This is a genomic window from Labrenzia sp. 011 (assembly GCF_003075075.1).
GTDB lineage: Bacteria > Pseudomonadota > Alphaproteobacteria > Rhizobiales > Stappiaceae > Roseibium.
The window spans coordinates 532640-546362 of record NZ_QCYM01000001.1 but is presented as its reverse complement, the minus strand read 5'-3'; the positions used below and the strand labels follow the sequence as shown (position 1 = coordinate 546362).

The 13723-nt window shown below is 62.6% G+C and carries 13 protein-coding genes and 1 tRNA gene; 3 read left to right on the top strand and 11 right to left on the bottom strand.

Going from position 1 to position 13723, the window contains the following annotated elements; genetic code table 11:
* Positions 1-124: 124 nt before the first annotated feature.
* Positions 125-1522 (bottom strand): TolC family outer membrane protein, encoded by a 1398-nt coding sequence (locus tag DCO57_RS02375; RefSeq protein WP_244287857.1) that lies wholly within the window; start codon positions 1520-1522, stop codon positions 125-127.
* A gap of 241 nt (positions 1523-1763) precedes the next feature.
* Positions 1764-2426, bottom strand: a complete 663-nt coding sequence (locus DCO57_RS02370; protein ID WP_116697360.1) for a protein-L-isoaspartate O-methyltransferase — start codon at positions 2424-2426, stop codon at positions 1764-1766.
* Positions 2427-2675: 249 nt separating this feature from the next.
* On the opposite strand from DCO57_RS02370, the gene DCO57_RS02365 reads away from it, so the two are divergent.
* Positions 2676-2749: transfer RNA gene (locus tag DCO57_RS02365), tRNA-Cys, on the top strand.
* A 161-nt stretch (positions 2750-2910) separates the two neighbouring features.
* Here DCO57_RS02365 and DCO57_RS02360 read toward each other — a convergent pair.
* Complete coding sequence (locus DCO57_RS02360; protein WP_116697211.1) at positions 2911-3150, bottom strand: hypothetical protein; 240 nt, start codon at positions 3148-3150, stop codon at positions 2911-2913.
* Positions 3151-3175: 25 nt separating this feature from the next.
* Complete coding sequence (locus DCO57_RS23450; protein WP_165814606.1) at positions 3176-3349, bottom strand: hypothetical protein; 174 nt, start codon at positions 3347-3349, stop codon at positions 3176-3178.
* On the opposite strand from DCO57_RS23450, the gene cobD reads away from it, so the two are divergent.
* Positions 3341-4342, top strand: a complete 1002-nt coding sequence (gene cobD / locus DCO57_RS02355) for a threonine-phosphate decarboxylase CobD (RefSeq protein ID WP_116697210.1) — start codon at positions 3341-3343, stop codon at positions 4340-4342. The two genes, DCO57_RS23450 and cobD, sit on opposite strands and share 9 nt — an antisense overlap.
* 9 nt (positions 4343-4351) lie before the next feature.
* Entirely contained in the window at positions 4352-5329 is a 978-nt protein-coding gene (gene cbiB / locus DCO57_RS02350) for an adenosylcobinamide-phosphate synthase CbiB (RefSeq protein ID WP_116697209.1), read from the top strand.
* Between the two features lie 11 nt (positions 5330-5340).
* Here the strand turns inward: cbiB and DCO57_RS02345 are convergent, their stop codons facing one another.
* From DCO57_RS02345 to cobU, 7 genes are read right to left on the bottom strand one after another with little or no spacing between them, the layout of a single operon-like run.
* Positions 5341-6822 carry a cobyric acid synthase gene (locus DCO57_RS02345; protein WP_116697208.1) on the bottom strand — a complete coding sequence of 494 codons (1482 nt, stop codon included), beginning with the start codon at positions 6820-6822 and terminating at the stop codon, positions 5341-5343.
* The gene (locus DCO57_RS02340; RefSeq protein WP_116697207.1) at positions 6803-7114 is read right to left on the bottom strand and encodes a YrhK family protein; all 312 of its coding nucleotides are present in this window, start codon (positions 7112-7114) and stop codon (positions 6803-6805) included. The genes DCO57_RS02345 and DCO57_RS02340 overlap by 20 nt, the downstream gene beginning before the upstream one ends.
* Entirely contained in the window at positions 7098-7586 is a 489-nt protein-coding gene (locus DCO57_RS02335; protein ID WP_116697206.1) for a GNAT family N-acetyltransferase, read from the bottom strand. The genes DCO57_RS02340 and DCO57_RS02335 overlap by 17 nt, the downstream gene beginning before the upstream one ends.
* Before the next feature lie 16 nt (positions 7587-7602).
* Positions 7603-8241 carry a cob(I)yrinic acid a,c-diamide adenosyltransferase gene (cobO, locus tag DCO57_RS02330; RefSeq protein ID WP_116697205.1) on the bottom strand — a complete coding sequence of 213 codons (639 nt, stop codon included), beginning with the start codon at positions 8239-8241 and terminating at the stop codon, positions 7603-7605.
* Complete coding sequence (gene cobN / locus DCO57_RS02325) at positions 8238-11996, bottom strand: cobaltochelatase subunit CobN (RefSeq protein ID WP_116697204.1); 3759 nt, start codon at positions 11994-11996, stop codon at positions 8238-8240. The genes cobO and cobN overlap by 4 nt, the downstream gene beginning before the upstream one ends.
* Before the next feature lie 57 nt (positions 11997-12053).
* Positions 12054-13169 (bottom strand): cobalamin biosynthesis protein CobW, encoded by a 1116-nt coding sequence (gene cobW, locus DCO57_RS02320; protein ID WP_116697203.1) that lies wholly within the window; start codon positions 13167-13169, stop codon positions 12054-12056.
* Positions 13166-13717 (bottom strand): bifunctional adenosylcobinamide kinase/adenosylcobinamide-phosphate guanylyltransferase, encoded by a 552-nt coding sequence (gene cobU / locus DCO57_RS02315; protein WP_116697202.1) that lies wholly within the window; start codon positions 13715-13717, stop codon positions 13166-13168. The genes cobW and cobU overlap by 4 nt, the downstream gene beginning before the upstream one ends.
* Positions 13718-13723 lie beyond the last annotated feature (6 nt).

Genomic DNA, 13723 nt, shown 5'->3' with positions numbered 1-13723 from the left:
GCCCTGTTTGTCGTTTTACGTCAACATGAGCGAATTTACCGATATTCGGACCGGCAAGGCAAAAAAGCAGCCGCAGATCATCGATCTGCGACTGCCATCGTGAAGTACAGAGGTTACCGTGATCTTACCGGCCGTCGGGTGTCCGCAGGCCGAACCACTTGTCCCGCACCGCCTTGTAGTGTTTGGCCGGATCGTAGCGCGCGACATTCAGCCCGAGGGAGCCGGCATCAAGGTGCCCGATCGCTGCCACAAGCTGGTAGCCACCGATGATGCGATTTCGCTGCGCGGTCACCAGATTGGCCTGCTGGGTAACCAGTTCCCGCTGCGCATCAAGAACGTCCAGGGTCGTCCGTTGTCCGACCCGCTGTTCCTCGATCACGCCTTCCAAGGCCAGTTGCTGTGCCTCGACAGCGGCCTGTGCTGCAACGATGGACGCTTCCGCCGCCTGGTAGTTTCCCCAGGCCGAAATGACGTTTGCCCGAATTTGATCGCGTGTGACATCCAGCTGCAACCGCGTCTGGCCGAGATCTTCCTTGGCCTGCCGAACCTGCGATGAAACACTGCCGGCCTGATAGAGCGGGATGCTGACATTACCGAAAATCTGGGCGCTGTCGCTGATGGCCGTGCTCGAAGACGGATTCCAGTCCCGGGACACGCTGCCATCCAGAGTGACCTGCGGCAGCAGTTCACCTTCGTTCTGCTTCACGTTGAACAGAGCGGCATCGACCAGATGCTGGGCCTGACGGATCAGAGGCTGTTGAGCCTCGCTGATCTGAAGCGCCTCTTCCAGAGATTTCGGCACGTAGCGGCTGATCGACGTATCGGCGGAAAGCTTTCTGGCCTCGATTCCCACGACCTGCCGGTAAATGGCACGGCTGGTATTGAGATTTGCAAGTGCGGTGTTCAGATTGGCACGGGCCTCGGCCGCACGGGCCTCGGCCTGGCTGACATCGGTCCGGGTTCCCTCGCCCACATCGAAGCGGTCGCGAGCGGCGCGCACCTGCTCCTGCAGGAACTTGAGATCGCTGCGCTGGAGCGAAACAAGCGCGCTGTCCCGGATCACATCGACATAGGCACTGGCAGCGTCGAGGAGCGTGTCCTGTTCCGTGGCCATCAGGCCTTCGCGCTGTGCCTGCACCAATGCTTCCGCCTGCCGTGTGGAATTGACAGTCTGGAAGCCATTGAAAAGCGTCTGGCTGATCGACAGCGATATGGAGGCGTTGTTGGTATAGTAGGTGCTGCTGCGACTGCCCGTATCGACGGCTACGCGTCCGGCCGAGCCGGAAGCCGTTATCGTCGGTCGCCAACCTGCCAACGCCTGCGGAACACCTTCATCAACGCTGCGCAGCTGGGCGCGAGCGGCATTCAGGGTCGGGTTGTTGGCATAGGCGAGCGCCAGGGACTCAGCAATGGTCTCAGCTTGAGCAGTCGACAGGGCCCCCCCTGTCAATGCGCCGGCAGAAACGCCACCCAGAAAGCCCAACGCAACGGCCACTGCTTTCAAAGTTGAACGACCAGACACTCCACACTCCTTCCGGACCAACCCTCTTGAACAAGTTGAGTAAACTGATGAGTGTTTTTCTTCAACCATCTGAACCGGATAAAATCGGAAAATCCGCAAGTGCGACATCTGGGCAACAAGTTTCCGGCCACTGCCGGAAGACTGCCGCATTTACGCGCAGGCAGCGGCATTTCTGCCGCCGTTTCATGCATCGCCGCGTGGCTGGTTCTGCAGCGTGAATTCATTCCGATGCGCCTTTGCCTCAGAAAACGAATTCCTCAGCTTTTGCGAATCCCGGCAGAAGACTCACCGAAGCATTGAAGCCGAAGCGGCTGCTGACCGCGCTGCCCGATTTCTGGTAGAGTTTCGCAGCTCCGGCGCCGCCACGGCCCTCGATAACCGCAAGGCGTCCATCCGGCTTCAGCTGCTCCGTCAGGGTCGCAGGCAGAACCTCAACGGCACCATCCACCAGAATCACGTCGTAAGGCCCTTCGCTGGCGTAACCTTTCACCAGCGGTCCTTCCACCACCACGGCGTTTTCGATTCCCAGATCGACAAGCACCTCGGTTGCGGTTTTGGCAAGGTCCGGATTTTCCTCCAGGGCGACAACGGAGGCTGCGAGTTTCGAGACGACCGCTGCGCTGTAGCCCGTACCGGCTCCGACCACCAGCACGACGTCATCCGCCCGGATTTCCGCAAGCTGCACGAGCTTTGCGAAAATATGCGGCTTCATCAGCACCCTGCCGGTATCGTCGCTGCCGATCGGGAGGTCCTCGTCGATATAGGCGATGACCTTTTTCGAGGCCGGCACGAACCTCTCCCGCGGGATCAGTTCCATGGCATCAAGGATCCGGTGATCGGTCACATCGTTTGTGCGCAGCTGGTTGTCCACCATCTTGCGGCGGGACTGTTTAAAGTCCGTCATATCGGCCCTCACTTTGACTTGCCGGACTTCCGGCGCCTCTTGAGAACCGTTCATTAACGAGGCAAAGGCTGCCTGACAAGCATCTCCTGCATCTGTTTGCCGGAAGGGTCCGGATTCCTCCCGGATTTCACGGCCTGTGAACCGGGATTCAGCAATCACGCCTTGCAGCGGTGGAAATCCGCAATGCTACCAATTCAGGACTTGACCAAATCGCGCAAGTGATTGATAAGGCGCGGCACACCACCTTGGGGCCCTGTGGCGGAGTGGTGACGCAGCGGATTGCAAATCCGTGTACACCGGTTCGATTCCGGTCGGGGCCTCCATATCGCTGCATGCCTTTCCCTGAAATCCGCATTACGACCACGCTACGGCATACGCTCGTCTTGAGCCGGAGGCTGCGGTACATCCACGTTCCGGTCTCCTCCCCTTCATGCCCCGCAGGCGGAAAGTCGCCAGACCGGACAGTCGTCCGAAGGCCGGGAGATCAGGATTTCCGCGCGGGCGTTCCATGCGCCTTGAGGTGGAAATAGTCCTCTGCCCCAGTCAGAAGAAGCGCGAACTCGTCGATTTCGGATATAAGCGCGTCGACAGACCGCGACAGTCCGGACTTCGGCCGCATGGCGCGTTTCGCCGACACGAGCGACAGCCTGGCCCCACCCAGTGCGCCAAGCAGTTCTTCCCGGTCAAGGTCATTCAGCGATCTGCTGCTGCGGCTTGCGGTCATCTTGCACGCTCCACTCGGGTCATATTCATTTGTTCCACTTTTGTTCTTTTTGCTTTTCCCGCCCTGACCCGTCAATCGGCAGATCTGACAAGACGGTGTCGTTTCCGCCGGTGACCTTGCCTGCCAAATCGGCTAAGCCTCCAGAAAAGAGCATCACGGGGGCCTCTTCTGGCCACGAAAGGACGTTTTCATGGAGCATGGCGGGGACCTGTCGCTGGCGATCGAACGCTTTGGCGGCACGCGGGAAGACTGGATGGATCTGTCGACCGGAATCAACCCCTACAGCTATCCGCTGCCGAAGGACATTTCCTCCGACGCGTGGACGGCCCTGCCTGCCAAGGCCGCTGAGGAACGTCTGAGCTCCGCGGCCCGTCATGCCTACCGGGTGCCGGAGCATTCAGGCCTTGCGGCCGGGCCGGGCACGCAGATCCTGCTTTCCTTGCTGCCTTCGGTCCTGCCGGATGGTCCCGTCGCCCTCGTCTCGCCCACCTATTCCAGCCACGCGGCGGTCTGGACGCGGGAAGGCCGGTCACCGGTCGAGATTTCCAGCATCCACGCCGTTCCGGCCCATGCCAAGATCGTGGTTCTTGTCAATCCGAACAATCCGGACGGACGGCTGGTCGATGTCAGGAGCCTGCTCGACATCGCCCGCACCCTGTCGGCGCGTGGCGGCTATCTGGTGGTCGACGAGGCCTTCGCCGACGTCGTTCCCGGCTCCAGTGTCCTGCCGCATCTCGCCCAGGAGAACGTTCTGGTGCTCAGGTCCTTCGGCAAGTTCTTCGGTCTCGCCGGCCTGCGGATCGGCTTTCTCGCCGGCCCGAAAGCGGTCACCGACCAGCTTTCCGCCAAGCTGGAAAGCTGGAGCCTGAGCGGCCCGGCACTGGAAGTCGGTGCCACGGCGCTGCGGGACGACGCCTTTCGCGAACGGATGAACCGCCGGCTCGCGGACGAAATGGCCGATCTCACCCTGGCGCTTTCCGAAGGCGGTCTGAGCGTTTTTGGCGGAACGCCGCTTTACGCACTGGCCGGGCTGAGGAATGCACGGGCCCTGCACGAGGCCCTTGCCCGCCGCCGAATCTGGACACGAATCTTCGACTATGCGCCGACATGGATCCGGTTCGGCCTTCCCGGCGGGCAGGCGAAACTCGCGCAGCTGTCGGAAGCGCTTGCCGAGGCGCAAAAAGAACTCTAACCAGAAATCATGCTGTTCTTCGACAATGCACTGTGGGTGCTGCTGGCTGCGCTGCTGCTCGATGCGGTGATCGGCGATCCGGGCTGGCTGTGGAGGCGCCTGCCGCATCCGGTCGTGGGAATCGGCAAGGTGATTGCCGTCTTCGACAGGCATTTCAACAGGACCGCCCACGCTCCCGTCCTGCGCAAACTCGGTGGCATCCTTACCCTGGTTTTGCTTGTGGCGGGCAGTCTCCTGATCGGCGCCGGTCTCCAGGCACTCGCGGCCAGCCTGCCGCTCGGCGAAATCCTGACCGCCGTCATTGCCGCCGTCTTCATCGCGCTCAACAGCCTCTACCGGCATGTCGCGGCTGTGCGCGACGGGCTCAAGGACGGCGGACTGGAAGGCGGACGGAAAGCCGTTGCGATGATCGTCGGACGGGATCCCGACCAGCTTGACGAGGCTGGCGTTTCCCGGGCAGCCATCGAATCCTGCGCGGAAAATTTCTCCGATGGCGTGGTCGCACCCGTTTTCTGGTTCGCCGTGCTCGGCCTGCCGGGCCTGATCGCCTACAAGGCGGTCAACACCGCAGACAGCATGATTGGCCACAGGAACGAGGTGTATGCCGATTTCGGCTGGGCCTCGGCGCGGTTCGACGACCTGATCAATCTGCCTGCCGCACGGCTTTCCGCCCTGTTCATCGCGCTTGCGGCACCGCTTGCACGCGGTTCCATCCGCAAAAGCATCCGCTGCACCCTGGACGACGCCGGAAAACACCGCTCTCCCAATGCCGGCTGGCCGGAAGCGGCAATGGCCGGGGCACTGAACCTGTCACTCGCCGGTCCGCGTGTCTATCCGGGATATACAGTCAACGACCGCTTTCTCAACGCCTCCGGACGCAAAGACGCCTCTGCGGCCGATATCTCCAGGGCCCTGACGGTGATGACCGGAGCGTTCGCTCTGCAAACCGTGGTCGTGGCCCTGCTTGCGGCGCTGTCGGCGTCCTGACACGCACATGCCTATCGATCCCGGGCGATCTCCAGCACCTTTTCCACATCGAGCGACTGCTCCAGATGGGCCGCCAGATCATCCAGAATCCGGTCGATGCTTCGATCGTAGGCAAGACCGGTACTTGCTCCAAAAGTCCGCAGATAGGCCGCGCGGAACGCGTCGTTGGTGAAGAGACCGTGGACATAGGTTCCCGAAACGAGACCATCGGGTGACACGGCACCGTCCGCACGGTCTCCGTCCAGCCGCATCATGGGATTTTCGCAGTCCGGCCCTGTCGTGTTGCCGATATGGATTTCGTATCCCGAAACCGGGGCGCCGCTGGCAACATGGGTGCCCGTTGCCGCGACCGTGGACTTCTCGCGCGTCAGGACGGTCTCCACGTCCAGAAACCCGAGGCCTTCGACTGTGCCGGAAGGCCCTTCCATACCGTCCGGGTCGGAAATCGTGCCGCCGAGCATCTGATAGCCACCGCAGATACCGAGAATGTGCCCGCCGCGCCGTTGATGGGCCTTCAGATCGATGTCCCACCCCTGGGCGCGGAAGAACGCGAGGTCGCCAACGGTCGACTTCGAGCCGGGCAGCAGCACGATATCCGCGTCGCCCGGCAGGGGCTCACCGGGCCGAATCAGCTCCAGGACAACACCGGGTTCCAGGCGCAAGGGATCCAGATCGTCGAAATTGGCTATTCTGGATGTCACCGGGACGACAATCTTCACCCCGTCCCCACCGAAACCATCGGCCAGACCCAGCGCATCTTCGGCCGGCAGCCTGGCCGCGTCGGCGAACCAGGGAACGACGCCCAGCCCCTGCCATCCGGTTCGCGCCTCGATTTCATGCATGCCCTGGTCAAAGAGCCCGGGATCGCCGCGAAACCGGTTGATGAGAAAGCCCCGGATACGGAGCTGTTCCTGCGGATCAAGAACCGCATGGGTACCGACAACGGAAGCGATCACCCCGCCCCTGTCGATATCCGCGCACAGGAGAACCGGGAGGTCCGCCGCTTCCGCGAACCCCATGTTGGCAATGTCACCGGCGCGCAGATTGATTTCCGCCGGACTTCCCGCCCCTTCGACGATCACCAGATCCGCTTTTGAGGATACGATTGAAAAACTCTCCATAACCTTCGGGAGAAGCGCTTCTTTCTGCTTTCCGTATTCCCGCGCGCGCATGGTTCCATACCGTTTCCCCTGCACGATGACCTGGGCGCCTGTGTCCGTTTCCGGCTTGAGAAGCACCGGATTCATGTGCACCGACGGCCGCACGCGGCAGCCCTGCGCCTGCAACGCCTGTGCCCGGCCGATCTCCCCGCCGTCCCAGGTCACCGCCGCGTTGTTGGACATGTTCTGGGGCTTGAACGGATGCACGACGAGCCCGCGATCCGCGAACAGACGGCAAAGACCGGCCACGATAAGGCTCTTGCCCACATTGGAGCCGGTGCCCTGGATCATGATGGCGGGCGTTTTCACCCTGTCACCCGTCACGGCGAGCATTTTTCTCAGGGCCGGCGCCGTAGGGGCGGAATTCCTCCGGCACCGGCAGATTGGCCAGACGAAGTTCCAGCAGCAGGCGGATGCCGGGGCGAACGGCAAAGAACACCGAGCCGATCAGAAACAGCCAAGTTCCGGCATAGATCAGGCGTTCGTAGAAAAAAAACACGCTGCCGACAATGAACGCGAGCGCCGCCATGAATTCGATCAGGGTTCGGTAAAGCTCAAAGCGGCGGACAAGCTCCGCGTGATCCGGCGTTGCCGTGCGCCGTCCGGTCTCAAAAAGCCTTGCCATCATCCCCCAACACCTTTTCGAATACCGGAAAGGTCATTCCCCTTCCGGTGTGGGTCTCACCCGCCTCGGCATAGCCGATGGAAAGGTAAAACCTGCGGGCCGTTTTCGTACTTGCAAGACGAACCCTGTCGAGCCCGCGGTCACGGAAGTAGTCCTCCAGGGCCCGCATCAGCATCTTGCTGATTCCCATGCCGCGGACTTCGGGCAGCACATAGTTCAAAAGCACTTCCCCGTCCGGGGCTCCCATGGCCACGCCCAGCACCTTGCGGTGCGGGTCCACGGCAGTGAAAACACCGCCCTGGCCATGTATCCAGTTTTCAATATTGGCCGCCGTCTTGTTCCTGAGCCAGGGCTCGTATTTCTCAGGATCGTTGCCGTGGTCGGCAGTGCACAGTTCCAGGATAGACCGGCGAAGCACCGCCGCGATTTCATGAGAATCCGCGCTGTTGGCGGCGGTGATCGTGAACGGCATGTATCGGTTTCCGCTGTTAAAACTCGATGCCTTCCTGTGGTTTCACCCCGGACCGGAAAGGGTGCTTGACCTGGGTCATGTCGGTGACGAGATCGGCGATCTCGATCAGCTCATCCTTGGCGTTGCGGCCGGTGATGACCACATGCACGCCCTCGGGCTTCTCGTTTTCCAGAAAATCGACGACCTCGGCAATATCCAGATAGTCGTAGCGAAGAACGATGTTGAGTTCATCGCAAAGGACCAGACGGTAGTCCCCCGAGGTGATCATTTCCTTGGCCGCATCCCAGGCCTGATTGGCCGCGTCGATATCGCGCTGACGGTCCTGGGTTTCCCACGTGAACCCCTCCCCCATGCGCTTGACGGTCACCAGATCGGAAAACCGTTCGAGCGCCATGCGCTCACCGGTCTCGATACGGCCCTTGACGAACTGGACCACGCCCACCTTGTGGCCATGACCGAGTGACCGGAACACCATGCCGAAGCCTGCTGTCGATTTGCCCTTTCCCTTGCCGGTATGGACAATCAGCAAGCCCTTCTCGATGGTCTTGGTGGCCATGATCTTGTCGCGCGCGGCTTTCTTCTTGCGCATCTTTTCCGCATGGCGGGCGTTCAGTTCCTCGTCGGACAGTTCCGGCTTGTCGTTATCGGCGGTCACGGCGTTTCGGTCCCTTCCAGTGTTGTTTTCAGCTCGTCGAGCGCAGCATGGGTCGAATTGCGCCTCGGCGTCCAGAGGCCGCGCTCGATTGCTTCTTGAAATCTTGCCAGCATTTCCTTCAGCCCGGCCGGATTGGCCTCCTTCAGGAAATCGCGAACGGTCCCGTCGTCCAGATAGGCATCATAGAGCTGGTCGAAATGATGGTCGCCCACAGCCCGCGTGGTGGCGGCAAAGGCGAAGAGATAGTCCAGTGTTGCCACCATCTCGAAGGCGCCCTTGTAGCCGTGGCGCATGACGCCCCGGATCCATTTGGGATTGGCGGCACGGCCGCGCACCACACGGCCGATTTCCTCCGACAGCGAGCGCACCACCGGGCGTTCCGGACGCGAATGGTCGTTGTGATAGACCTTCGGGGCTTCCCCCTTCAGCGTTTCCACCGTCGCCGCCAGGCCGCCTTCGAACTGGTAGTAGTCGTCGCTGTCAAGCAGGTCGTGCTCGCGGTTGTCCTGATTGTGCAGCACCGCGTCGACCGATGTCAGGCGGGTTTCCAGCGCAGCCCTTGCGGGAGCACCGTTTCCGCCTCCGCCATAGGCATAGCCGCCCCAGGTGAGGAAGGCTTCGGCAAAGTCCCCCCGTTCCGACCAGATCCCTTCGTCGATGAGCGCCTGCAACCCGGCACCATAGGCCCCCGGTCTGGAACCGAAGACCCTGTATCCGGCTTTCTCCCGGGCTTCCTGCGCGGTTGCTCCACTGTCCTCCAGCGCCCTCGCATCAGCCTTCATGCGCGCAGCCACCGGGTTGGCCGTTGCGGGCTCTTCCAGCGCTCCGACAGCGCGTACGGCGCTGTCGAAGAGATCCATCTGGTGCGGAAAGGCGTCGCGGAAGAAGCCGGACACCCGCAGGGTGACATCTATGCGTGGCCTCCCGAGCTCGGAAAGCTTCAGGATCTCGAACCCGGTCACCCGGCCCGACCCCTGCTCCCAGACCGGACGCGCGCCAATGAGAGCCAGGGCCTGGGCGATATCATCACCGCCGGTGCGCATGTTGGCCGTGCCCCAGCACGTGAGTACCAGAGACGTGGGCCAGTCGCCTTCTTCCTGGAAATACCGCTCGGCAACGAGGGTCGCCGATTGCCGGCCGAGCCGCCAGGCGGTTTCGGTCGGAACCGCGCGCACATCCACGGAATAGAAATTCCGGCCGGTCGGCAGCACGTCCGGCCGGCCGCGCGTGGGGGCCCCGGATGGCCCCGGTGCGACGAAACCGCCGCCGAGAGCGGTCAGGACCGCACCGGTCTCCGCCTGTCCCGATGCCGTCACCGCCGGACGCAGGCGCTCGGCAATCTCCGTCAGGACGGCGTGAACCCGTTGCCACGCGGCCGGTGCGATCTGCTCGCCTGCGATCAGTCCCCGTGCAAGCAATTCGATTCGTTCCACCGTGTCGCCGCTGGAGCGCCAGGGGACATCGGACATGCTCTGCAGAATTTCCGGTTTCGGCCCCGCCCAGTGCTGCGAAAAGTCGCAATCGAGAGGATCGAAGGCCCCAAGGTCGAGATCGGCGGCGATCGCCCGCTGAAGGCTTTCCTGCGACGCGTCCCTGCCCCTGGGCACGCGCACCAGCGCGGCCAGGAGATCCGTCAGGAGGTCACCTTGCGGGCTTTCCCCGAGAATATGCAGCCCGTCACGGATCTGCAGCTCCTTCAGGTCGCATAGATGGGCGTCCAGCCGGGCGAGCCGGGTTTCCTCATCCATCGCGTCGTCAAGGCCGATGTCCTTGTCGAGCCCGTGCCGGACCGCCGCATCGAGTATTTCCCGCGTCAGCGCCTTCAGGCGGCGCGGATCGACACCGCTTGCCAGGTAATATTCGTCCAACAGGGTCTCCAGCTCCTCCGCCGCGCCATGGCTTTCGGCACGGGTAAGCGGCGGTGTCAGATGATCGACGATGACGGCGGACGTGCGCCGTTTCGCCTGCGCGCCTTCGCCCGGATCGTTGACGATGAACGGATAGATATTGGGAACCGGTCCGAGGACCGCTTCGGGAAAACAGGATTCGGACAGGGCCAGAGCCTTGCCCGGCAGCCACTCCAGATTGCCGTGCTTGCCCAGATGAACAACCGCATGGACGCCGAACCGTTCCCGCAGCCAGATATAGAAGGCGAAATAGTGATGCGGCGGCACCAGAGCCGGGTCGTGATAGGTTTCCTTCGGGTCGATATTGTAGCCGCGCGCCGGCTGAATGCCGACCACCTGGCTGCCGAAGCGGTGCAGTGCCAGGCGGAAATCCCCGCCGGACACATGAGGGTCGTCCTCCGGAGCGCCCCAACGCTCCAGAACCGCCGATTTGACGTTCTCCGGCAACCTCGCGAAGGCCTGTCCGTAAGCCTCCAGGGAAAGAGCCTGATAGCCGCCCCTGGTTTCGCGGCCCTCCGTCGCATTGGTCACTCCAGACGTCAGAACGTCCATGAGCGCGGCGGAAGACTGCGGGGCGTTGCCGACATCGTAGCCGGCGGCCGCCATCGCTCTCAGGAGCGACACGCAGGATGCGGGCGTGTCCAGCCCGACCCCGTTGGCAAGGCGGCCATCCCGGTTCGGATAGTTGGCGAGAATCAGGGCCGTTTTCCTGTCACCGGTCCGCAGATGTCCCAGGCGCGCCCAGCCTGCGGCCAGATCAGCAACAAAGCGCACCCGGTCCGGAACCGGTGTGAATTTCACCGGTTTCGACTGGGTCGCCGCATCGACACCACCTTCTTCCTTGAAGGAGACGGCGCGCGTCAGGAGACGCCCGTCGATTTCCGGCAGGACCACATGCATGGCAAGGTCGCGGATCGATAGGCCCTGGTCGCTCTCCTCCCAGCCCTCCCGGGAGGAAGAGGAAAACACCACCTGAAGCACCGGCTTTCCGGGCCGGTCCAGCGGCGTCGGCTTATGGGCGACTCCAGCCCTGGAAACCGCGAATGCGGTACCGTTCAGAATCACATCCGGTGCTGCGCCCTCAAACAGACTTTCCAGAACGGCGACGGATTCAGCTTCCTTGAGGCTGGAGACGAAGACCGGAAGCGCATTGATGCCGGCCCGGTCGAGTTCCCTTACCAGCGCATCGACGGGTGCCGTCTGCGCGCCCTGCACCAGAGCCCGATAGAAGGTGATTGCCGCCACGGGTCGCGCCGGGTCGCGCCAGGTGGCCTTCAACGCGGCAAGATCCGGTGCTGCATGGCCGGGCAGATGAATGCCGGCGCGCGGCAGGGGAACGGGATGGGCAGGCTCCTCGGCCTGCCCCAGCAGGAACGCGGCGAAGCGCAGGGCATTGGCATAGTTTTCAGCACCGCCCTCAACACAATAGCGCCAGAACCGATGCACCTCTTCCACCGGACGTGTCGACCGTCCTGTCAGGTCCTCATCCCATTTGTCGTCGCCGGGAATGACGATCAGCTCGACGCCACTCGCGCGGGCTTCCTCCTCGAAGCGTTCCAGACCGTAACGCCAGTATTCCACACCGCCCAGAATACGCAGGATCACCAGTTTCGAGCCGCGCACCGTCTGTTCGGCGTAAAGATCGACCGAATAGGGATGCGCAAGGGCCATCAGATTCGCGAGGCGCAGACCGGCCCGGCTGTCGCCCAACCCCGCATGGGCGACAGCAAAGCTGCCCAGTTCGGTATCTGCCGCGGACAGAAACAGAATGTCGGCCGGTGACTGGCCGAGATCGACCGCGTCACCGCCGTCATCGATACGGCGCGTCTGACTGGCGAGAATATGCATCTAGGGCGTCACGCGTTCCATGAAGGCGGCCTGTCTGGCGGCAGAGAAATTCATCGCTCAGGCCGCCGCTTTCAGGCCGCCGAGAAGCGTACGCGCGGCGTCCAGATCCATGCCCTTGAGGCCGATCACCACAAGCTTGCCGGCACTTTCCGCCCCGGCGGCAAACCAGGTTTCCACACGCGGGCCGACCGCCTGCACCATGGCCGGCGCCGCCTTGCCCTCGATCCGAACCGCCCCCTTGATCCGCAGCACACCTTTGAGCGCCATTGCCTCCAGCACCCTGGCTTCCGCGGTCTTGATAGAGTCGAAAGTGCCCACTTCCAGAACGTGGCTTTCGAAATCATCATGATGGTGGTGGTCGTGATGATGATCATCCTGCTCGTCATGGTGATGGTCGTCATCGTGATCATGGTCGTCGTCATGATGGTGGTGGTGATGCTCGTGCCGGGAGGCCATGTCGTCCTCGGCGGCGGAACCGCGGCCAAGCAGCACCTCGATCGGCAAGGTACCCTTTTCCGAGGCAACGATATGAACCGCCGGACGCACCTCCGCGGCGATACTGTCCTGCACGGACTTCAATGCCCCGGCCGACACCAGATCCGCCTTGTTGAGAACAACCAGATCGGCGCAGCGCAGCTGGTCGTGAAAAAGTTCTTCTACCGGGCTTTCATGATCGAGGGCTTCATCGGAGGTGCGCTGGGCCTCCAGTGCCGCCTCGTCGAGCACGATCCGGCCTTCGGCGAGCGCAGCCGCATCGAGCACCGTTACCACACCATCGACGGTGACCTTCTGCCGGACGCTCGGCCAGGAGAAGGCCCTGACCAAAGGCTGCGGCAGCGCCAGGCCGGAGGTTTCGATGACGATATGCTCGGGCGGCGTGTCTCGGGACAGCAGCATTTCCATGGTCGGCAGGAAATCGTCGGCCACCGTGCAGCAGATGCAGCCGTTGGTGAGTTCCACCACTTCCTCGGCGGCGCAGTCCGGATCGGCACAGCCGTTCACCAGCGAACCGTCGAAACCCATGTCGCCGAATTCATTGACGATCAGCGCGATGCGCCGTCCGTCGGCATTCTGCAGCAGATTGCGGATCAGCGTTGTCTTGCCCGCCCCCAGGAACCCGGTGACGATGGTTGCGGGGATCTTGCGGCCCGGCTGCATGGACGAAGTGGTCATAATCGTATTTCCGGTTGAAGGTTGGGTTTCAAAAGCGTGGGCAGGCTGGCGGCGACGAACACCACCTGCCGGCAGACCTGCGCCATATCCTGATTGAGCCGTCCCTGCGCGTCACGGAACGACCTGGAAAGACCGTTCTCCGGCACGATGCCCAAGCCGACCTCGTTCGACACGAAGATGCACGGCCCCTGAAGGGCGGCGACAGCCTGACAAAGGCTCGCAGTTTCGGAGCTTACGTGTTTTTCGGCGAAGATCAGATTGGAAAGCCACAGGGTCAGGCAGTCCACCAGGACAACCCTGCCCGGCCGGCATTCCCGTGCAAGAACGCCCTTCAGGTCAAGCTGTTCCTCAAGGGTGATCCAGCCCGATCCGCGACGACTGCGGTGAACGGAGATCCGGTCCGCCATCTCCGAATCGAGGGCGGCCGCCGTCGCGACATAGATTTTCTCAAGGCCGGAGTTTTCCGCCAGGTCTTCCGCGAACCGGCTTTTTCCGGAGCGGGCGCCGCCGAGAACGAGCGTGGCCCCCGGGCTGTCTGCTTGCGTCATACAGTC